The sequence below is a fragment of the Micromonospora sp. NPDC051300 genome (assembly GCF_044455315.1).
Lineage (GTDB): Bacteria > Actinomycetota > Actinomycetes > Mycobacteriales > Micromonosporaceae > Micromonospora > Micromonospora robiginosa.
This window is the reverse complement of the sequence record NZ_JBITEP010000024.1, coordinates 72,358-93,636: the sequence shown is the minus strand read 5'-3', so window position 1 is coordinate 93,636 and position 21,279 is coordinate 72,358. Positions and strand designations below refer to the sequence as shown.

The following is a 21,279-nucleotide window of genomic DNA, read 5'->3' as shown; positions in this document are numbered from 1 at the left end:
ATCCGCCGCTACATCATCTGGCGGAACAAGAACGCCTCCGACGAACGCCTACGCGAGGTAGTCGACAGGGCGAACGTTGCCTGATGCGGCACTAGGTTCGGCGGGTGGATGTGGTCGCCGCCTGCCGGGCCTTCGTCGCCGTCAGCGGGCACGGGAGCTTCACCTCCGGCGCCGCCGCCGCGGGCATCCCCCAGCCGGTCGCCAGTCGCCGCATCGCCGCGCTGGAGGAGCACTTCGGGGCGCGGCTGTTCGACAGGTCGTCCCGGGCGGTGCGGTTGACGTCGTTCGGGCGGGACATGCTGCCCTCGGCACGGCGGCTGGTCGACCTGGCCGACGCCATGGACGACGACGCCGAGCGGGCCCGGCTGCGCCCGCTGCGGATCGCCGTACCCGAGACCTGCCCGCCACGCCGCCTCGCCGACCTGGTGGTCGCGGCCCGTCGGCAGCGGATCCACCTGGAGGTACGGCCGGCCGGCCCGCAGGAGCGGGAACGACTCTGCCGGACCCTGGAGGTCGGTGCCGGAATCGTCGCGGTTCCGGAGGCCCTGGCGTCCTGGCGGGTGCCGCTCGGACTGGCCGCCCGGACCCCGGTCCCGGCGCCGACGGTGTTCCTGGAGACGCTGCGCGGCGGACGGACCCGGACCCAGGCCCGGCGGCGGATCCTCATCCAACCCGAGGACGACGTCACCCACCTGCGGGACCCGCTGACCCGTGCCGGACAGTCGGCCGGCCTGGCACCGACCCAGGTGACCGTCGCGCCGTCGCTCGTCGACGCCGCGGCGGCGGCCCTCGGCTCCCCCGACCTGCTGCTCTGCTCCCGCCAGCAGGCCGAGGACTTCGCCCTGCACTGGTGTCCCGTCGCCGACCCACGACTCGTCCGGGGCTACCACGTCACCGCCGGCGTACGCGAGGACCTCGACCAGCCCAGCACGATCCTGCACCGGGACGTCGCCCGCTGCCTGGGCGCGCCCGAAGGCCCGGAACCGGCCGCGGGCGGCGACCCCGGTGACCGCCGCGCCGGGGAGTCGACATGAGTTCCGTCGCGGTCGTCCGCAACGCACGTGACCTGCTCGACGAGGCGGGACTCGACGGCGCGTTCCTGGTCCGCGACCTCGACACCGGCGCGGAGATCGGCTTCGAGACCGACACCCCGTACCCGACGGCGTCGCTGGTGAAGATGCCGCTGGCGGTCGCCGTGCTGGAACGGGTCGCGCGCGGGGACCTCGACCCGGCGACACCCGTGGAGGTCGCGCCCGGCCGGATCACCACACCGGGCCCGACCGGGCTGAGCCGCTTCCGCCACCCGGCGCGGATCGCCGTCGACGACCTGCTCTACGTGAGCACCTCGATCAGCGACTCCGTCGCCGCCGACGCCCTGTTCGACCTCGTTCCGCCGGCAGCGGTCACCGCCGAGCTACGACGGCTGCGCGTCGACGGCATCACCGTCCGGCACCGTGCCGGCGAACTCGCCGACACACCCGCGGAACGTCTCGGCCCCGACCAGGTACACCTGGCCCACTCCCTCGCCATCGGCGCCGCCACCCCCGGGCAGGGCCATCCGCTCCCGCAGCTCGACGTCACCCGCGCCAACGTCGGATCGGCCCGGGCCTTCGTCGACCTGCTGCACGCCCTCTGGCGGCCCACCACGATCCGCCCGGCCACCGCCGCGCGGGTACGCACACTGTTGGGCGACAACCTGCACCGGCAGCGGCTGACGCCGGACTTCACCTCCGACGCCTCCCGGTGGTCGTCGAAGACCGGCACCCTGCTGCACCTGCGGCACGAGGTGGGTGTGGTGGAACACGCCGACGGGCAGTCGTACGCGATCGCCGCGCTCACGGCCTCCCGGGTGCCCGCCGCCGCGCAGCCCGGCAGCGAGGCGACGATGGCGCAGGTCGCCCGTTCCCTGCACGACCACCTGCGCAGCGGCGCCCTGCCCTGGTGGGGTTAGCCCCCGGCGAGCACGATCGGCGTGCGGCCCGGGGGCCGCACCACCGCGGCATGTCGTTGCGGGCGCCGGCGCCGATTCTGTCCTGCACGGCCCAGCCGTCGGGCGCCCCGGCCCGGATCGGCTCGGCGCCTGCGGTGTCGCCCCGCAGCCAGCCGCTGAGCACGTCGCGGTCGGCGAGGAGACCTCCTCCGGCCGCCCCTGTCCAGCGGCGCGCGCGGTGCGAATGTGCTGCCCCAAGTCTCCGAGCAGCCCGAACAGTTAATTGTAAAGACTATTGCCAATAGTCCGGGGCGAACCTAGGGTTAGGCGTCACACAGCGGGTGATCATGGAGGGCTGCCGTGGACGACCCGACGCTCGCACCCGTCTCACCCGGTCAGGAACGTCTGTGGTTCCTGCACCGCCTGACGGCCGGCGAGCCGACCCACCACATCAGCGTCGTCAGCCGACTGGCCGGCGCGCTCGATCGCACCGCCCTCACGGCCGCCTACGACGCGGTGACGACCCGACACGAATCGCTGCGCACCGCCTTCGTCGACCTCGACGGCACGCCGAGGCAACGCGTGCTGCCGCCCCGGCCGACCACTATCGCCGAGATCGACCTGAGGCACCTTCCCCCGGCCGAACGTGACACCGCCGCGCAGACGCGACTCGACGCCGCCCTCCGCGAACCCTTCGACCTCGCCGACGGTCACCTGCTGCGGGCGATCCTGCTCCGCCTCGACGACGAGGACCACCTCCTCGCCACCGTCGTGCACCACATCGTCGCCGACGGCTGGTCCACCAACCTGCTCTACCGCGACCTCGCCCTGGCCTACAACGGCCAGACGCTCGCGCCACCTCCCCGGCCGTACACCGAAGTGGTGCGCGACCGGCACTCCCAGGCGGCCGACCCCGAGGTACGCGCGTACTGGCGCGACGCACTCGCCGACCCACCGGTCCTGGACCTGCCGACCGACCGGCCCCGCCCGGCCGAGCGCGGCTCCGACGCCGGCGCGGTCGAGTTCCGCGTGCCGGCCGCCACCGTGCGGGCCGTCCGTGACCTCGCCACCGAGCTTCGCTGCACCCCCTTCATGGTCCTCATGGCCGTCTACCAGCTCCTGCTCGCGCAGCACAGCGATGCCGACGACATCTGCGTCGGCACACCGGTCGCCGGCCGGGACGACGTCGACCTCGAAGACGTCGTCGGCTACCTCAGCGACGTCGTGGTCATCCGGGGCGACCTGTCCGGAGAGCCCACCGCGCGCGAACTGATCCGCCGCACCCGCACCGCGCTCATGGGGGCTCTCACGCACCAGGGCATCCCCTTCGAACAACTCGTCGCGGATCTCGACCTGCCCCGCGACGCCAGCCGCAACGCCCTCTTCCAGACCACGTTCACGATGCACTCCACCCTCGACGTCGCCACCACCACCGTCGACGACTTCGCCGGCCTCGCGGTGGCGCCCCACCGCACCCGGCCCCCGGGCGTCGCGGTCGACCTGGCGCTCGAGGCCACCGTCGTCGGCGACGCTGTCGACGCCGTCCTCGTCTACCGCGCCGACCTGTTCACGGCATCGACAGTCGAGCGGCTCGCCGCCGCGTACACCGACCTGCTCGCGGCCGTCACCGCCGAGCCCGACCTCCCCCTGCACCAGCTACCGCTGGTCCACGTCGCCACCCGCAATCGGCTCCTCGCCGCCGGCGCCGGCCCCCCGCTCGACACCGCCGACCACGCCGGTGACCTCGTCGCCCGCACCGCCGCCGCCCGCCCGTGGGCCGTTGCCATGATCAGCGGCGACGAACGCGTCTCCTACGCCGACCTGATCGACGCCGCCGACGGTTACGCGCGTCGGCTGCACGCCGAGGGCGTACGCCCGGGCGACCTCGTCGCCGTCAGCCTCCCGCGCGGCCCGCATCTCGTCGCGGCGCTGCTCGGCACCTGGCGGGCGGGCGCCGGCTACGTCCCGCTCGACCCCGCACTGCCACCGGCCCGGCACGCCGCCCTCGCCACCGAGGCCGGCGTCACCGCCGTCGTCGACCCCACTGGCGTCCACCGCCGCACACCCCGGCCGCGGACGGTCGCCCCCGAGACCGCGTACGTGCTGTTCACCTCCGGCTCCACCGGGCAGCCGAAGGCGGTCACCGTCGGGCACGCCGCGCTCGCCGACCGGGTTGCCTGGATGGTCCCCGCATACGAACTCGGCGCCGGCGACCACATGGTGCAGTTCGCCTCCGTCGGATTCGACACCCACGCCGAGGAGATCTGGCCGACGCTGGCCGCCGGCGGCACCCTGGTCCTGCTGCCCGACGGACCGGCCACCCTGCCGGACGTGCTCGCCACCAATCCCCAGGTGACCGTCCTCGACCTGCCGACCGCCTACTGGCAGGCGCTGCTCGACGTCGTCACCGCCTGGCCGCCGGCGCTACGCCTGGTCATCCTCGGTGGCGAGCAGGTCGACGCCGGCGCCGTCGCCGCCTGGCGCGATCGGCACGGTGACCGGGTGCGGCTCGTCAACACCTACGGCCCCACCGAGGCGACGATCATCGCCACGGCGATCGACCTCGGCGCCGACGACGCGCACCGACGCCCGCCGATCGGCCGCCCCGTCGGCGGGGTACGCGCCTACGTCCTCGACCGGCACGGAAGGCTCGTCGCCCCCGGGACCGTCGGCGAGCTCTGCCTCGCCGGGGCGGGACTCGCCGCCGGTTACCTCGGTCGCCCCGACCTGACCGACAAGCGCTTCCGGCCCGACCCCTACGGAGAGGGACTGCTCTACCGCACCGGCGACCGAGCCCGCTGGCGTGGCGACCTCGACCGCGAACCGGTGCTGGAGTTCGCCGGACGCCTGGACCGCCAGCTCAAGGTCCGTGGCGTCCGCGTCGAGCCCGGCGAGGTCGAGTCGGTCCTCGCCGGACACCCCGACGTCGTCCAGGCCGTCGTCGTGGCCCGCGACGACGCCCTCGTCGCCTACGTGGCCGGCAGAGTCGAGGCGGACGCCGTGCGCGAACACGCCGCCGGTCTGCTGCCGGCGCTGTTCGTCCCGACCAGCATCGTGACGCTGCCGTCGCTGCCGCTGACCCGTAACGGGAAGGTCGACCTCGCCGCCCTGCCCGCCCCGCACCTGACGGCCCGGACGGTCACCTCTGCCCCGCCGGCCACGGACGCCGAACTTCTCGTCGCCCGCATCTGGTCGACGCTGCTGCGGGTGGAGGACATCGGCGTGGGCGACGACTTCTTCGCCATCGGCGGGCACTCGTTGCTCGCCACGCGCGTCATCGCCCGGCTGCGCGCCGCGATCGGCGTCGACCTGCCCATCCGAACCCTGTTCGCCAGGCCGACGCTGGCCGCGTTCGCCACCGCGGTCGAGGACGCGCTCGCCGCCGAGCTGGCCGAGCTGACCGACGAGGACGCCCTGGCCCTGCTCGCGCAGACCGGACCCGCGCGATGACCGCCACCGCGGACCCGCGCGCCGCGCTCTCCGACGCCAAACGTTCCCTGCTCGCCGCCCGTCTGCGCGCCGCCGCGACCGGTACCGATGCCGACGCCCCGGCCGTGACGCCCCGCCCGCCCGGCACGCCCACTCCGCTCTCCTGCGCGCAGGAACGGCTCTGGTTCATGGAGCAGTTCGCGCCGGGCACCGCGGCGTACACCATCCCGGTCGTGCTGCGCATCCACGGCGACGTCGACGCGGAGGTCCTGGCCCGGGCACTGGAGCGTGTCGTCGCGCGCCACGAGAGCCTGCGCATGAGGGTCACCGCCACCGACACCGGTGAGCCGGTCGTCCACGTCGACCCACCCCTGCCGGTGCCGCTGCCCGTACTCGACGTCGACCACGACGGCGACGAGCGGGACCACCTGGTGCACGCGTTACTGCACGAACGCCTGGCGCAGCCGTTCGACCTGACCATCGGTCCGCTGCTGCGGGCCGCGCTGGTGCGGATCCGGCCCGGCGAGTACGCGTTGATGCTCGCGGTTCACCACATCGCCTGCGACGGGTGGTCCGTGGACCTGCTCGCCAACGAGGTGGTCGCCTGGTACGACGCGTACGCCACCGGGGCGCCCGACCCACTGGCGGCCCCGCCGGTCCAGTACGGCGACTTCGCCGTGTGGCAACGTGCCCGACTGGCCGCCGACGGCCACGAGCGGGACCTGGCGTACTGGCGGTCGAAGCTCGCCGGGCTCGGGCCCCTGGAGCTGCCCACCGACCGGCCCCGACCGGCCGAGCAGACCTTCGACGGCGCGGGCTACGGCGTCACCGTCGACGGCGCGCTCGTCGAGGAGCTGACCCGGCTCGGCCGCGCCCACGGCGCCACCCTCTACATGACGCTGCTCACCGCCTTCGCCGCGGTGCTGGTCCGGCACAGCCGCTGCGACGACTTCGCGATCGGCACCCCGTCGGCGGGTCGGCCCGCGGCGGAGCTGGAACCGCTGATCGGCATGTTCGTCAACATGCTGACCATGCGGATCGACAGCTCCGGCGCGCCGACGTTCGCGCAGCTGCTGGCACGCGTCCGCGAGACCACCCTGGACGCCTACGCGCATCAGGACGTGCCGTTCGAACAGATCGTCACCGACCTCAACCTGCCCCGGGACGTCAGCCGCTCGGCGCTGTTCCAGGTCGTGTTCGCCCTGCAGAACTACGCCGAACCCGGGCGCGAGTCGACGACCGGGCTCCGCGTGGCACCGTTCGGCGCCCGCGCCGTCGCGACCCGCTTCGACCTCGAACTGTCGCTGCTGCAGGGCCCCGACGGACTCTGGGGTTCCTTCACCTTCAACACCGCGCTGTTCGACACCGACACGGTCGCGCGCCTCGTCGAGCACTTCGACGCGCTGCTGCGGGCCGCCGTCACCGATCCCGACCGGCCGCTGAGCCACCTGCTGCGCCTCTCCGCCGGCGAGCGCGACGAGATCCTCTACGCCGCCAACGACACGTACGTCGACTTTCCCGACCGGGCCACCCTGCACGAACTCATCGAGGAGCAGGTCCGCCGCACCCCCGGCGCGGTCGCGCTGATCGCCGAGGAACGTCATCTGACCTACGCGGACCTGGACGCGGCCGCGAACCGGGTCGCGCACGGTCTGCGCGCCCACGGCGCGCGTCCCGGAACGCTCGTCGCGGTCTGCGCCGAACGCGGCCCCGCACTCGTCGTCGGGCTGCTCGGCGTCCTCAAGTCGGGCGCGGCCTATCTGCCGCTGGACCCGGAGCACCCGCCCGACCGTCTCGCCTTCATGATCACCGACGCCGGCGTGCCGGTCGTCCTCACCGCCCCCGCGACGCGCCCGGCCCTGCCCCCGCCGGCCGACGGCGGACGGACCCCGGAGCCGGTCGTGCTCGACCTCGACGACCCACTCGTGTGGGCGGCCTACCCGGACACCGTTCCGCGGCCGCTCGCCACCGCCGACGACGTCGCCTACGCGATCTACACCTCGGGCTCCACCGGCCGACCCAAGGGGGTCCTGAACGGCCACCGGGGCATCGTGAACCGGCTGCTCTGGATGCAACGCCGCTACCGCCTCGACGCGACAGACGCGGTCCTGCAGAAGACCCCCGCGGGTTTCGACGTGTCGGTGTGGGAGTTCTTCTGGCCGCTGCTGACCGGCGCCCGGCTCGTGCTGGCCCGACCCGGTGGCCACAAGGACGCGGCCTACCTACGCGACCTGATCGTCGCCGAGGGCGTCACCACCACGCACTTCGTGCCGTCGATGCTGGCGATGTTCCTCGCCGAGGACGAGATCGAGCGGTGCGCCACCCTGCGACGGGTCATCTGCAGCGGCGAGGAGCTCCCGGTCGACCTGGCCCAGCGGACCCTTCGGCGGATCCCCCAGGCCGACCTGCACAACCTGTACGGCCCAACCGAGGCCGCGATCGACGTCACCGCCCACCACTGCACCGCCGAGAACGTGCGGGGGCGGGCCCGGGTACCGATCGGCACTCCGATCGACAACATGCGGGTCCACGTCCTCGACGAGCACGGGGAGCCACAACCGGTCGGCGTACCGGGCGAGCTGCACCTCGCCGGGGTGGGCCTGGCCCACGGCTATCTGCGCCGACCCGAGCTGACCGGGCAGAAGTTCGTCCCCGACCCCTTCGGCGCCGCGCCCGGCACACCGGCGAGGCCCTGGCCCGACGACCGGCTCTACCGCACCGGCGACCTCGCCAGGCGCCTCGCGGACGGCTCCGTCGACTTCCTGGGCCGGATCGACGGGCAGGTCAAGATCCGCGGGCTGCGCATCGAGTTGGGTGAGATCGAGGCCGCCCTGCGCGACCAGCCGGGCGTCGCCGACGCCGCCGTCGCGGTCCGCGAGGACCGGCCCGGCGACAAACGGCTCGTCGCGTACGTCACCGGCGGACCACCCGAGGCCGGTGTCCTGCGCGCCGCCCTCAGACGCCGGCTGCCCGACTACATGGTGCCCACGGCGGTGGTGACGCTCGACGGGCTGCCGCTGACCCTGAGCGGCAAGCTGGACCGGCGGGCCCTGCCCGCGCCGCCGTCCGGCCGGGGTACGACGGCCGGTCTCGTCGTGCCTCGTACGCCCACCGAACACCTGGTGGCCGACATCTGGAAGCAGGTGCTCGGCGTCGACGCCGTCGGTGTCGACGACGACTTCTTCGACCTCGGCGGCCACTCCCTGCTCGCCACCCAGGTGGTGGCGCGGCTGCGCCGGGCTGTCGGCGCCGGGGTGTCCGTGATGGACCTGTTCAAACATCGCACCGTCGCCGAGTTGGCCGCTCTGGTCGACACACCGGCGGCGGACCGGGGCCCCCGCGAGCTGCTGCACGAGCTGACCCGGCCGATGTCCGGGCTCGCCGAGCGGACCCTCGTCTGTGTCCCGTACGGCGGCGGCAGCGCTGTGGTCTACCAACCGCTCGCCGACGCGTTGCCCGAACGCCATCGCCTGCTGTCGCTGGCCATCCCCGGTCATGACGTCGGGCTGCAGGAGGAGGCGCTCAGCTTCGACGCGCTCGCGGGCGGCTGCGTGGCGGAGATCATCGCGAGAACCGAGGGGCCGATCGTCCTCTACGGACACTGTGCCATCGGCTCCGCGTTGATCGTGGAGATCGACCGGCGGCTCGAGGAGCGCGGACGGATCCCCGAGGCCGTCTACGTGGGCGCGATGTTCCCCTTCGCCCGCCCGCGCAGCCGGGTACTGAGCGCGCTGTCGCGAGTCGCCGACATGGACCGGCTGCGCTCCGACCGCGCGTACGCCGACTGGCTGACCTCGCTCGGCCTGGACATGGGCGACATCGAGCCGGGCCAGGCCCGCCAGATCATCCGGAACCTGCGTCGCGACACGCACACCGCCGAGCAGTACTACACCCGGTTGCTGCACACCGGCGCCCGGCGGCTGGCCGCCCCGCTGATCACCGTCGCAGGCGACCGCGACCCGGCCACCGAGTACTACTCGGAGCGCTACACCGAGTGGCACGTCGTCGCCGACACCGCGGCCGTCGTCCTCCTGGACGAGGCCGGCCACTTCTACCTCAAGTGGCGCGCCGGCGAGCTGGCGCGGATCCTCACCGAGGTGCACCCGGCGGTGCGCGCGGGCGCCGAGGGCACCCTGCACCGAGAGGCGCGGGGACCGGACGCCACCTGGTGGGTGCACGGCGCCTCACGGGTCGGCGACCGGCCGGTCCGCACGGGGCCGCCACCCAGCATGCGACGGTTCCTCGCCGTCGCGCTCGGGCAGCTCGTCTCCATCCTGGGCTCCACCCTGACCGAGTTCGCCCTGCCGTTGTGGGTGCTCGCCAGCACCGGCTCGCTGCTGAACTTCGCCCTGCTGGCAGTCGTCGGACTCGTGCCGGGGCTGCTCGTCACGCCGCTCGTCGGCGCGATCGTCGACCGCCACAGCCGCCGTGCCGTCATGCTCGCCGGCGACGTGGCCGCCGGCGGCGTCCAGTTGGTCCTCGCCGTCCTGCTCTGGAGCGGTTCCCTGCACGTCTGGCACATCTATCCGCTTGCCGGGTGCCTCTCCGTCGCGCTGGCGTTCCAGCGTCTCGCCTACGGCTCGGCGGTGCCCCAGCTGGTGCCCAAGCAGTATCTCGGGCACGCCAACGGCGTCGTGCAGATGGTGAGCGGGGTCGCCACCACGCTCGCGCCGCTCGCCGCCGCCGGCCTGCTCGCCACGGTCGGGCTGCGCTGGATCCTGGTCCTCGACGTCGCCAGCTACGTCGTCGCGATCGGGCTGGTCGCGGCCATCCGGTTCCCGCGCACGCTGGCCTGGAAGCGCCGCGAGAGCGTCGCGGCGGAGATCGCCGAGGGTTTCCGGTACTCGTGGGGCAACCGGCACTTCCGCGCGATGCTGCTGTTCTTCATGGCGCTCAACGTGTTCCTGTCGCCGCTGTTCATGATGCTGAGCCCGCTGGTGCTGTCGTTCGCCGGCCTGCGCGAGGTCGCGGAGGTCTCCGTGGCGGGCGGCGCCGGAGCGATGCTCGGCGGGCTGGCGATGGCCGTCTGGGGCGGACCGCGGCACCGCCGCCTGTTCACGGTGCTGTGCTGCACGCTGGGGCTGGCCGCCTGCTGCGTCGTGATCGGCCTGCGCCCGCAGCTCTGGCTGGTCGCCGCCGGATCGTTCGGCATCTCCCTGTGGCTGGTCCTGCTCAACGGCGTGTACGCGACGATCGTCCAGGTCAAGGTGCCGCAGCGCTTCCACGGCCGGGTCCTGTCCCTCAACACCGTCATCGCCTGGTCGACGCTGCCGGTCGGCTGGACGCTGGTCGGGCCGGTCGGCAGCCACCTGCTCGAACCGCTGATGCAGCCGGGCGGCGCACTCGCCGGCACCGCCGGACGACTGCTCGGGGTCGGCGACGGCCGCGGCACCGGCCTGCTCTACCTGATCCTCGCCGCGGCGATCGCGGCGGTGGTGCTGGTGTCGCTGCGCCGGCCACGGATCGCCACCTTCGACGACGCGGTGCCCGACGCCGAGGCCGACGACCTCGTCGGGGTGGCCGCGCTGCGAGGTCGGCTCCCGACGGCCCCATCCGCGCGACCGGCGGCGGACCCGGACAAGACGGTCCGTCGGTGACGGCGCCGCTGACCGTGCACGGGCTGCTCGCCGGTCGAGCCGCGCTGGAACCCGGGCACGTCGCGATCGAACAGGGCCGCACCACGCTGACCCTGGCCGAGTGGTGGCGGCGTACCGTCTGCGGCGCTGCGGCGCTGCGGGCCGACGGGGTGCGCCCCGGTGACCGGGTGGCGCTCCTCTACGGCGGGCGCGACTGGCCCGCCTACGCGAGCGCGTACACCGCCACCCTCGCGGCCGGGGCGATCGCCGTGCCCGTCTCCGGCCGCAACGCCCCCGCCGAGGTGGCGTACCTGCTCGACGACTGCGGCGCGGCGGCGGTGGTGCACGGCAGCGGCGTGCGCCCACCGTCCGGCACCACCGTCCACGGTCCGGACGAGTGGACGGCGATGACCGACGGCGACGCCGACCCGACCGCGCTGCCCGCCACCTCCCCCGACGCTCCCGCCCAGATCCTCTACACGTCCGGCACCACCGGCCGGCCGAAGGCGGTCGTCGCCAGCCACGCCAACATCACCCACGGCGCCCGGGTGCGCCCGATCCTGCGGCCGCTGGCTCACTCCCGACACTTCCTGCACGCCTTCCCGGTCGGCAGCAACGCCGCGCAGACGATGCTGCTCAACGCCCTCGTCGCCAAGGCCGGCATGCTCGTGCTCCCACGGTTCACACCGGACCGCTTCGCCGACCTCATCGCCGAGCGCCGCGTCGGCACCGCCTTCGTCGTGCCCGCCATGGCGATCGAGCTGCTGCGCTCCGGCGTCTGCGCCAACCACGACCTGAGCTGCCTCACCCTGCTCGGCTCGACCGCGGCCGCTCTGCCGTCCCCGGTCGCGGCCGGGCTCGCCGACGCGTTGCCCGGCGTGACCGTCGTCAACTACTACACCTCCACCGAGGCGGCCCCGGCGCAGACCACGATGATCTTCGACCCGCAGCGGCCCGCCGCGCTCGGCGTGCCCGCCGCCGGCAGCCGCCTACGCGTCGTCGACGCCGACGGGCGCCCCTGCCCGCCCGGGACCGTCGGCGAGGTCTGGTTGTCGACACCCGCGCCACCCCGCGCCTACCTCGGCGACGCCGACGCCACCGCGCACGTCTTCCGCGACGGCTGGACCCGGATGGGCGACATCGGCTACCTCGACGACGACGGATACCTGTACCTGGTGGACCGCGCGAGCGACGTCATCAAGTCCGGGGCCGACAAGGTCTCCACAGTCGCCGTCGAGGAGGCCCTGCACGCGCACCCCGACATCACCGCCGCAGCGGTCGTCGGCCTGCCGCACCCGGTCCTCGGCATGACGCCGGCCGCAGCCGTCGTCGCCCGCACGCCACTGCGGCTCGTCCAGGTACGCACGTTCCTGGCCGGTCGCCTCGCCCTGCACGAACAGCCCACCCGCCTGATCCAACTGGAGGCGCTTCCGGTGAACGTGGCCGGCAAGGTCGTCAAACAGCGGATCCGGGAGATCTTCGAGGAAGCCGAGGAGTCATCGTGACGCAGGTGCTGCCACCACCCGTCACCGCCGGCCTGACCGCGGTGCAGGAAGGGATCTGGTTCACCGCGCGGGCCACCGACACCGCGTCCGCCTATCACCTGGTCGTGACGCTGACCGCCGACGGACCGCTTGACGACGACGCCCTCGACCTGGCCTGGCGTGCGGTCACCGATGCCCACCCCGCGCTGCGCGGCGCCTTCCCGGAGGTCGACGGTGTCGCCGTCCGGGTGGAGGTTGCACCGGGTCCTATCCGGCGGGCCACCGTCACCACGGGCACCCTCGCCGACGCGCTTACCGACGAGGCGGGCCGACCGTTCGACCTGTCCGCCGGACCGCTCGCGCGGTGCGCGGCGCTGCGCGTCGACGACGGCCGGGAGGTCGTCGTCGTCACCGCACACCACCTGGTCGGCGACGGCCACACCAAGGAGCTGATCGTCCGCGGCCTCACCGCCGCGTACACCAGCGGGAACCTGCCCCGGACCCCGCCGGGGGCGGTCGACGCAGCGATTGCCGCCGACCACGCGCGGGTCGACGCCGCGCTACCCGCCGCCCGGGAATTCTGGCGTGGCCGCTGGCGGGAGCCGTCGGCCGTCGCGCTGCCCGGCGGCGGACGCTCCGGGGATGGCGTCGCCACAGCTCGCACCCGGCACGTCGCGGTCGACCCGACTCTCGACCGCGCGCTGGACGCCGCCTCGGCGACGCTCGGCGCGAGCCGATTCGAGCTGCTCCTCGCGGCCGTGTCGGTGCTGCTTGCCCGCTATGGCACGTCGAACGTCACCATCGCCGTCGACGTGTCGACCCGCACCCGCGACGTCGAGCGACAGGCCGGGGCCTGGGTGAACGAACTCCCGATCCGCTGCGACATCGACCTCGCGGCGTCCTGGTCCGACACCCTCGCCGCGCTCCGCACCGGCCTGCGCGAGGCCTACGCCCACCGCGTCGTCCCGGTCGGACGCGTCGCTTCGGTCGGAACGCGCGCCGCCCTGGCCCCCGTCTCGGTGAGCTACCGGCAGCGCGGGCAGGGCCCGGCCGCGGCGTTCGGCGACCGCGCGACGACCGTGGACTGGCTCGTCGCGCCCCCGCACCTGCGGTCGTCCCTGCACGTCTTCGCCGTCGACGGGCCGGACGGACTTCGACTGAGCCTGCAGGCCCCGGCAGACGGCATCGACGACGACGCCTTGGCGCGTGTCGGCGCCCACCTCCGGGACGTGCTGGCCGCCGCGGCGGCCGCCGACCTTCCGGTGGGCGACGCACCCACCCTGACCACCGCCGAACGGGCGCTGCTGGAGCGGATCAACGCCACCGCCCGGCCGCTGCCCGCCGACACCGTGGTCGACCTTTTCACCGACCAGGTCCGGCGATGCCCCGACGCGCCGGCACTGTTGTTCGGCGCACGCGTGCTGACCTACGCGCAACTCGACCGGCTCGCCAACCGGGTGGCGCACGGCCTGCTCCGGCGCGGTACCCGCCCCGGTGACCTGATCGGCCTCTGCGCCCGGCGCGGTGACGAACTGGTGGTCGCGGTCCTCGGCATCCTCAAGGCCGGCGCGGCCTACCTGCCCCTGGATCCGACGTACCCGTTGGCGCGCCTGGACTTCGTCGTCGCGGACGCGCACGCCCACCTGACCCTGGCCCACCGCGGCGGGCCGCTGCCCGAACCGGCGGTGGTGCCGCTCGACGGCCTGGCCGCCTTCGACGGCGAGCCGGAGAACCCACCGCCACCGCCGCCCGCCGACGCCCTCGCCTACGTCATCTACACCTCCGGCTCCACCGGCCGACCCAAGGGGGTCGAGGTCGGGCACCGGGCGCTGGCGAACCTCGTCGCCGCGATGGACCGCGTCACCCCGACCGCGCCGGGCGACCGCTGGATCGCCCTCACGTCGCTGTCGTTCGACATCAGCGCGCTGGAACTGTTCGCCCCGCTGACCGCCGGAGCGACGCTCGTCATCGCCGACGACGTCACCGTCCGGCAGGGCTCGGCGCTGGCCGCGCTCGTCGACGACGCCGACGTGACCCACCTGCAGGCGACCCCGTCGACGTGGCGGATGCTGCTCGACGCCGGACTGACCGCGCCACGTCTCACCGCGCTGTGCGGCGGCGAGGCGCTGCCGCTGCCCCTGGCCCGCCGACTGCGGGAGGCCACGGGCCGGCTGGTCAACGTCTACGGACCCACCGAGACCACCATCTGGTCGACCTGGGCGGAGATCGGCACCGACCCGACCCGGGTGCCGATCGGCGCGCCACTGGCCAACACCACCGTCCACGTACGGGACGCTCGGCTGCGCCCGGTCGCCGTCGGTGTGCCCGGCGAGTTGCTGATCGGTGGCGCCGGCCTGGCGTACGGCTATCGCGGCCGACCGGAGCTGACCGGGCGACGCTTCGTCACCGACCCGATCACCTCGGCGCGCCTCTACCGCACCGGCGACCTGGTACGGCTGGACGCCGACGGGATGCTGGACTTCGTCGGCCGCCTCGACAGCCAGGTGAAGGTGCGCGGGCACCGCATCGAACTCGGCGAGGTCGAGGCCGTCCTCGGCGCCGCCCCCGGCGTACGGGAGGCCGCGGTCGCCGTGCACGGCGACGGCGCCGACGCCCACCTCGTCGCCTACCTGGTCGGTGACGCCGCACACCTCCCCGACGTACGCCGTCACCTGAGTCAGCACCTACCTCGACACATGGTCCCGGCGGCGTACGTCGCGCTCGGGTCCCTGCCGCTGACACCCAACGGCAAGCTCGACCGGAAGGCCCTCGCCCCACCCGCCGCCGAGCCGGGCCGGCACCGCGATGCCCCGCCGGCCGTACCACCCCACCACCCGAATCCCGGTGGCGCCGGACCCGGCGACGTCGAGCACGAGGTGCTCGACGTCTGGCGGGAGGTCCTCAGAGTCGACGACATCCAGGTCGACGACTCGCTGTTCGACCTCGGCGGGCACTCGCTGACCATCACCCAGATCACCTCCCGCCTCCGCAGGCGGCTCGGCGTCGCCGTCGCGTTCGACGTCTTCTTCGACACGCCGACGGTGTCCGGGATAGCGGCCGAGGTCCGCAAGCTCCGGGAGGCGACATGAGCACCGACCTGACCACCGACCTGGCCGACCTGGTGGAGGCCGCCAGCGACGGGGACATCACCCGGGACGACGCGCTCGACGCCGAGGCGCCGCTGGTCGCCCTGGGCCTGACGTCGCTGGGACAGCTCCGCCTCATCCAGGCCGTCGAGCGGGCGTACGGAGTGCGCCTCGACCTCGACGACGACCCCGTCTACCTGGACGGCGTCGGGCCGCTCGCGAGCTATCTGCGCGCCCGTGGCGTGCCCGGCTGATGGAGGTCACCTTCGCGGTCGCCGACCCACCGCCCCCGCCGGCCCCGCTGACCTGGGGCCAGTACGCGATCTGGGCGGCGATCCACCGCACCGTCCCCAACGACCACTACTTCAACCTCGCCCGGGTCCTGGTCCCGCCGGCCAAGGTCGCCGACGGCCTGTCGGTGGACGCCGCCCGGACCGCGCTACGGACGGTGATCGAGGCCAACCCGGGCCTGCGCACCCGGATAGCGCCCGGACCCCGGCGGCGGGTCGAACAGGCGGGTCGTGTTTCGCTGGCGGTGGCGGCGCTGACCGACGGCGACGGGCCCGACGTGGCGGCGGCCGCGCTGGTGGAGCGGCTCGCACGGCAGGCGTTCGACTACGCCGACGAGTATCCGCTGCGTCCCGGCCTGGTCGTCGACGACGCCGACCGGGTGGTGCGGATCGTGCTGGTGCTGTGCCATCTCGCGGCCGACGGCGCCGGCGCGGACCTGATCGTCGGTCAGCTCCGGCTGGCGCTGCTCGGGCGGACCGGTCGTCCGCCCGGCGACCCCGACACCCTCGCCGCCTTCGAGGAGTCGGCGCCGGGCCGGGCGGCATCCCGCGCCGCCGTCAGCCACTGGCTGGACGGCTGGCGTCTCCTCCCGGACGGCGGCATGGTCGCCCGGCCGGTGGCCACGGAGCAGCCGGTCCGCTGGTGGGTCGGTGCCCTGACCTCCCGGGCCCTCGGGCTGGCCGCCGCCACGCTCGCGCGTCGCCACCGGACCAGCTCCTCAGCGGTGCTGCTGGCGGTCGCCGGCGCGCTGATCGCCGCGGAGCGTGGCGTGACCACGACCGTGCTGCCGGTGATCGTGGGCAACCGGTTCCAGCCCGGGCACCGCGACGTCGTGGCGACCGTGGCCCAGGAAGGGCTGTTCGTGCTCGACCATGCCGCTGCGGGAACGGTCGGTGAACTGCTCGACCTGGCCCGGCCGGCGGCGCTGCGGGCCTACCGGGCCGGATACTACGACCAGCGGGCGCTGGACACCGCGCTGGAACGGCTCGGCACCGGATCGCGGCCGTACTGCTGTTTCAACGACATGCGACTGACCGAGACGCCACCCGGCGCGCCGCCCGTACCCGGCGAGATCGAGGCCGCGCGCACGACGACGGTGTTCGGCTGGCAGCCACCGCAGGCCAAGGTCGCGTGCCGCTACTGCCTGCACCTGACCGCGGCCCCGGAGGCTGGACCGGGGGCGCTGCGGGTCACAATCACCGGCGACACCCGCTACCTGCCGCCCCGGGGCATTGAGGCGCACCTGCGCGCGCTGGAGTCGACAGTGGTCGCCGCCGTCGCCGGATCCGTGCCCCTCACCGCGCTCACGCCGTAGCGGCCGGCGTCACCGTGCGCCACCGCAGGCACCGCCCCGGTCCGACGCCGACGATCCGGCCGCCGTCGGCGGCGATCACGGTCACGCCGTCGAGCGGTCCCAGCGCCGTCCACCCGTGCACGGGACGGTCGGGCGGCGGCGCAGCGGCGCTACGGAGCTGATTGTCGGCACACGCGGCGTAGAGCCGGCCGTGCTCGGCGGTCAGACCGGCCAGGGGCGGGGCGACGCCGACGGCCGTCCACCGGCGGGCGTCGGCAGCGAGGGGCGCGGCCCACAGCGTCCCGTCGGCGCGTGCGGCGAAGATCCGACAGTCGGCGATGGCCAGCGCGGCGGTGCCGGCCGGCACGGTGCCCGCCGGCGCCCAGCCGTGGCCGGTCCAACGGACGAGCCGACCGTCAATGGTGGCCGCGTGGACCTCCTGCGGTCCGTTCGGCACGGCCTCGCGCGGCGCGGCGAGCGCGACCAGCCCGTCCGCATCGGCGAGGTGCCGCCACGTCAGGTTCTGGCCGCAGAGCTCGCGGGTGAGCAACGCGCCGTCTCCGACCGCGACCAGATCGCCGCGGTGGGCGACGAGAGCGTGCACCGGGGCCGGTTCCCCGATCACGTCCCAGCGACCGGCGACCGGCGGCGCCGACAGCCGGGCCAGCACGTTGCGGGTGACCCGGTCGACGACCGGGTCGTCGAGGCCGGCGCCCCAGTTGACGGTCGCCGCGTTGAACACGGTGCCCGCGCCGGAGCTGAAGACTCCCATCGTCGCCCAGCCGCCCTGCCCGTACGCCCGCCAGTGCCGCAGGTCCGCGGTGGCCAGCACGACGAAGTCGCGGGGCGTGCCGTCCCGGCCGGTCACACGCGGGACCCCGTCGATCTCGCGGAAGTCGGCGGCGTCGGTCTCGTAGCCAAGGGTGCCCAGCGCGAAGGCGTCACCGTTACGCAGCCCGGTGCCCTCGAAGACCCAGTGCTCGGCGAAGCGTGCGGTGTAGGCCTCCTCCCGCATGCGTGGCATGTCCGGTCCCCAGCATCCGGCGCCCCGGCGGAAGCTGACCCCGGTCATGGTGTTCTCCGGCCGGTTGGCGGGAGCACTGCTCCACTCGACGGTGGCCCGCCCCGGGCTGGTCCGCGCGATCGGATCGGTGGTGGGGTCGCGGTAGCAGACGAGGCTGCGGCCGCCGTCCTCGATCCGCGCCTGCCACCAGGACGTGTTGGCGCCGAAGACGGCGAGATTCCCACCGTCGCGGACGAAGCCCTCGACCCGGTCGCGCATCTCCCAGGTCCAGTACTCGTCGTGGCCGTTGACGACGAGAAGCCGGTACGCGCCCAGTTCGGCGGCGCCGTCGTGCAGATCGAGGTTCGAGCAGAAATCGACCGCTTCGCCCCGGCGTCGCAGCCAGACCAGCAGGCCGTGCTCCCAACGCTCGGGTGGCGGTCCCCCGCCGGGGCGGTCGAGGCTCACCCGGACCGCGCGCCGGGGATCCTCGGCCGGATAGAGACCTTCGCCCGGGACGCCGAACCTGTTGTACGCCTGCCAGGTCGTGAACGGGAGGGAGAGCAGCGTGGGCGCGCTGGGCCGCCGAGGGCGCACCACGAACCACGCCTGCGCCTCGTCGGGCGCGGACGCCACGTCGCCGTCCTGGTCGGTGACGGTCACCCGGTACAGCGAGCTGGGCCAGTCCCGTGGGACGTCCAGCCACCAGCGGGAGCTCCGGCGGCGAGTGTCGACGACGAGCTCGCCGGAGATGTCGTCGTGGACGCGTACCCGGAACCTGCCGTACCCGCGCGGCCGGCCGATGCGCAGGCCGAGCCGGCCACCCTGCACCACCGAGGTCGACTCGGCGTAGACGGAGAGCCGCGACGACGCGGCGGCGCCCGCCGCGGGCAGCGGCTCGGCGGGCGGAGGGCGATGGCCGACGGGGGTGCTCACGTTCCTCCCCACCCGAATGGTTAACAAAGTTAATTTCTACTACGTCGGTGGCCGCGTGGCCAGACGAGGGCCGCCACGAGCACCCGTCCCGCGGGACGGCCAGCACATTCCCGGCACATTCCGCGCTGATCGGGAGCGGGCGCCTTGACGGCGCTCGGGGGCACGCCAATAGTCGTGCGGCATGCAGCCACATCCATCTATGTGCGCTCGCCTCGCCGCACCACGCCGCTGACCGGACAACCACCTCGACAGCCTTGACGGAGCCCACATGATCACCAGAAGGAACCTGCTCGCCGGTGCCGTCGGCCTCGCCGTGGCGACCGGTGGACCGCTCGCCGCCGGCCCGGCCTCCGCCGCCCTGCCCACGGTCGACATGGAGGCGCTCATCAAGGCGGCCCAGATCGACCCGCGACGCGCGGACACCGCCCTCACCGAGGGCGCGAAGGACAGCGTGCTGCTGGTGGAGCGCGCGCTCCAGGCCAGGGGACTGCTGTCGACCACATACGTGGACGGGCACTTCGGCACCAGCACAGTCGCCGCGTACGCGGCGTACCAGCGCTCGCTCGGCTACACCGGCCTCGACGCGACCGGCCTGCCCGGCCCGTCGTCGCTGCGGGCGCTCGGCGACGGGCGCTTCACCGTCGTCCGGGCCCTCTCGCCCGGAAGCGTCGTGACCCTGCGCGGCGTGCAGGTCAACACGCGGACCAAGGCGATGCTGCTGGAGGCCGAGCGCCTGCTCGGTCGCCAGCTCGGCATCACCCAGGGCTCGTACAACTCGGGCGTCGACGCTTCCGCGGGCACCCACGACGGCGGCGGCGTGCTCGACCTGTCGGTCAGCGGCCTCTCCTCGGCCACACGGACGGACGTGCTGCGCCGGCTGCGCACCGTGGGCTTCGCCGCCTGGCTGCGCACCCCCACCCAGGGGGACTGGGGCTACCACATCCACGCCGTCGCGCTGGCCGACACCGACCAGTCGACCGGCGCGCAGAACCAGGCCGGCGACTACTACCTCGGCCGCAACGGCCTGGCCAACCGGGGCCCCGACGACGGCCCGGTGGTCGGCAAGCGGACCTGGGAGGAATACCAGCGGTCGCTCTGACCGTCATCCCACCAGCATGACCAGGAGGAACAATGTCCATTCGCAACAGTCGCCTCGCGCGCGGCGTCGTCGCCGTGCTCGGCACGGCCCTGATGACCGCGGCGGTCGGCCTCACCGGCGCCACCGCCGCCCAGGCTGTCGCCGTCAACGCGTCGCCGAACTACCTGGTGGTCTACAACAACAACATCGAGAACTGGCTGCCGAGCTCGTGCGCCGACGGCTACATCTGGGACCGGCTGCTCACCTACCTCAAGGGCCGGCCGCTGAGCCCGGACATCTTCACCGTCCAGCAGATCTCGAACCAGACGCAGCTCAACACTCTCCTCGCCCGGCTCAGCGCCGACCTGCCGGGCACCTACGCCGGCGAGATCGCCATCGCGAGCCCGGGCTCCATGGGCTACACCAGCACCTGCGGCAAGTTGAAGAACCAGCAGACCAACGCGGTGATCTGGCGCTCCGACCGGTTCACCCAGAAGGCCGAGACCCGCTGGCGCTCCGACGCCCCCGAGAACAAGACCGGCGGGTGCAAGAATCTGGAGCCCACCTCCAGCAGCCAGGACCGGGTGGAGAACATCGGCGTCCGACTGCACGACAACGTCCGCAACGAGGACGTCTCGGTCGCCTCGATCCACTGGCCCACCAACACCTGGAACGGCCCCGACTGCGCCGACGAGAACATGTCCGAGGCCGAGGAGGCGATGGTCCGCCTCGGTGGCGACCTCAAGATCGTCGCAGGTGACATGAACACCGAGGCGAAGACGAAGGGTTGGTGGGACGACGCCAAGGCGCTCGGCTACCGGGACCCGATCGCGGAGAAGTGCGGGAGCCGCGACTGCTCCTCGGCGTACGACACCAACGGCTCCCGGCGGATCGACTTCATGCTGGCCAAGAGCGGCGGCGGCTTCAGCAACGCCGCCCACATCAGCCCGACGGCGACCGGTGGCGCGTACTCCGAGCACATCGCCGTCACCGCCTACGTCAACTACTGAGGCGGCCGGTCCACCCGAGAGGACCGGTCGACCCTCACCCGCCGGGTGTCGCCGGCGATGCTCCCTACGAGCATCGCCGCGGCACCCGGCGGTGCGTCGCGCCTGCACCCGACGGGCACCAGGAAACGAAGACTCTGAATCCCGCCCACCCCGAACCGCCCG

The 21,279-nt window shown here is 73.8% G+C and carries 11 protein-coding genes; 10 read left to right on the top strand and 1 reads right to left on the bottom strand.

The annotated features are described in order from the left end of the window. Positions 1–104 precede the first annotated feature (104 nt). The 8 genes from ACIA5A_RS23675 (at position 105) to ACIA5A_RS23640 (ending at position 17,111) form a co-directional block, all read left to right on the top strand. On the top strand, positions 105–1,034 hold the full coding sequence (locus ACIA5A_RS23675; RefSeq protein WP_396766213.1) for a LysR family transcriptional regulator: 930 nt from the start codon (positions 105–107) through the stop codon (positions 1,032–1,034). Then, the gene (locus ACIA5A_RS23670) at positions 1,031–1,951 is read left to right on the top strand and encodes a serine hydrolase (RefSeq protein ID WP_396766210.1); all 921 of its coding nucleotides are present in this window, start codon (positions 1,031–1,033) and stop codon (positions 1,949–1,951) included. The genes ACIA5A_RS23675 and ACIA5A_RS23670 overlap by 4 nt, the downstream gene beginning before the upstream one ends. A gap of 339 nt (positions 1,952–2,290) precedes the next feature. Further along, positions 2,291–5,380, top strand: coding sequence for an amino acid adenylation domain-containing protein (locus ACIA5A_RS23665; RefSeq protein WP_396766207.1), 3,090 nt, complete (start codon positions 2,291–2,293; stop codon positions 5,378–5,380). Then, positions 5,377–10,956: an amino acid adenylation domain-containing protein gene (locus ACIA5A_RS23660; protein WP_396766205.1), complete on the top strand. Its 5,580-nt coding sequence runs from the start codon at positions 5,377–5,379 to the stop codon at positions 10,954–10,956. Before ACIA5A_RS23665 ends, ACIA5A_RS23660 begins: the two co-directional genes overlap by 4 nt. Next, positions 10,953–12,440, top strand: coding sequence for a class I adenylate-forming enzyme family protein (locus ACIA5A_RS23655; protein ID WP_396766202.1), 1,488 nt, complete (start codon positions 10,953–10,955; stop codon positions 12,438–12,440). The genes ACIA5A_RS23660 and ACIA5A_RS23655 overlap by 4 nt, the downstream gene beginning before the upstream one ends. Next, positions 12,437–15,508, top strand: coding sequence for an amino acid adenylation domain-containing protein (locus tag ACIA5A_RS23650; RefSeq protein ID WP_396766199.1), 3,072 nt, complete (start codon positions 12,437–12,439; stop codon positions 15,506–15,508). Before ACIA5A_RS23655 ends, ACIA5A_RS23650 begins: the two co-directional genes overlap by 4 nt. Continuing rightward, positions 15,505–15,759: an acyl carrier protein gene (locus ACIA5A_RS23645; RefSeq protein WP_396766196.1), complete on the top strand. Its 255-nt coding sequence runs from the start codon at positions 15,505–15,507 to the stop codon at positions 15,757–15,759. Before ACIA5A_RS23650 ends, ACIA5A_RS23645 begins: the two co-directional genes overlap by 4 nt. After that, entirely contained in the window at positions 15,759–17,111 is a 1,353-nt protein-coding gene (locus ACIA5A_RS23640) for a hypothetical protein (protein ID WP_396766193.1), read from the top strand. The genes ACIA5A_RS23645 and ACIA5A_RS23640 overlap by 1 nt, the downstream gene beginning before the upstream one ends. Here ACIA5A_RS23640 and ACIA5A_RS23635 read toward each other — a convergent pair. Beyond that, entirely contained in the window at positions 17,101–19,029 is a 1,929-nt protein-coding gene (locus ACIA5A_RS23635; RefSeq protein WP_396766190.1) for a N,N-dimethylformamidase beta subunit family domain-containing protein, read from the bottom strand. The genes ACIA5A_RS23640 and ACIA5A_RS23635 overlap by 11 nt on opposite strands. A 268-nt stretch (positions 19,030–19,297) precedes the next feature. On the opposite strand from ACIA5A_RS23635, the gene ACIA5A_RS23630 reads away from it, so the two are divergent. After that, on the top strand, positions 19,298–20,128 hold the full coding sequence (locus ACIA5A_RS23630; RefSeq protein WP_396766187.1) for a peptidoglycan-binding protein: 831 nt from the start codon (positions 19,298–19,300) through the stop codon (positions 20,126–20,128). Between the two features lie 32 nt (positions 20,129–20,160). Further along, entirely contained in the window at positions 20,161–21,117 is a 957-nt protein-coding gene (locus ACIA5A_RS23625; RefSeq protein WP_396766184.1) for a hypothetical protein, read from the top strand. The last annotated feature ends 162 nt before the right edge of the window (positions 21,118–21,279 follow it).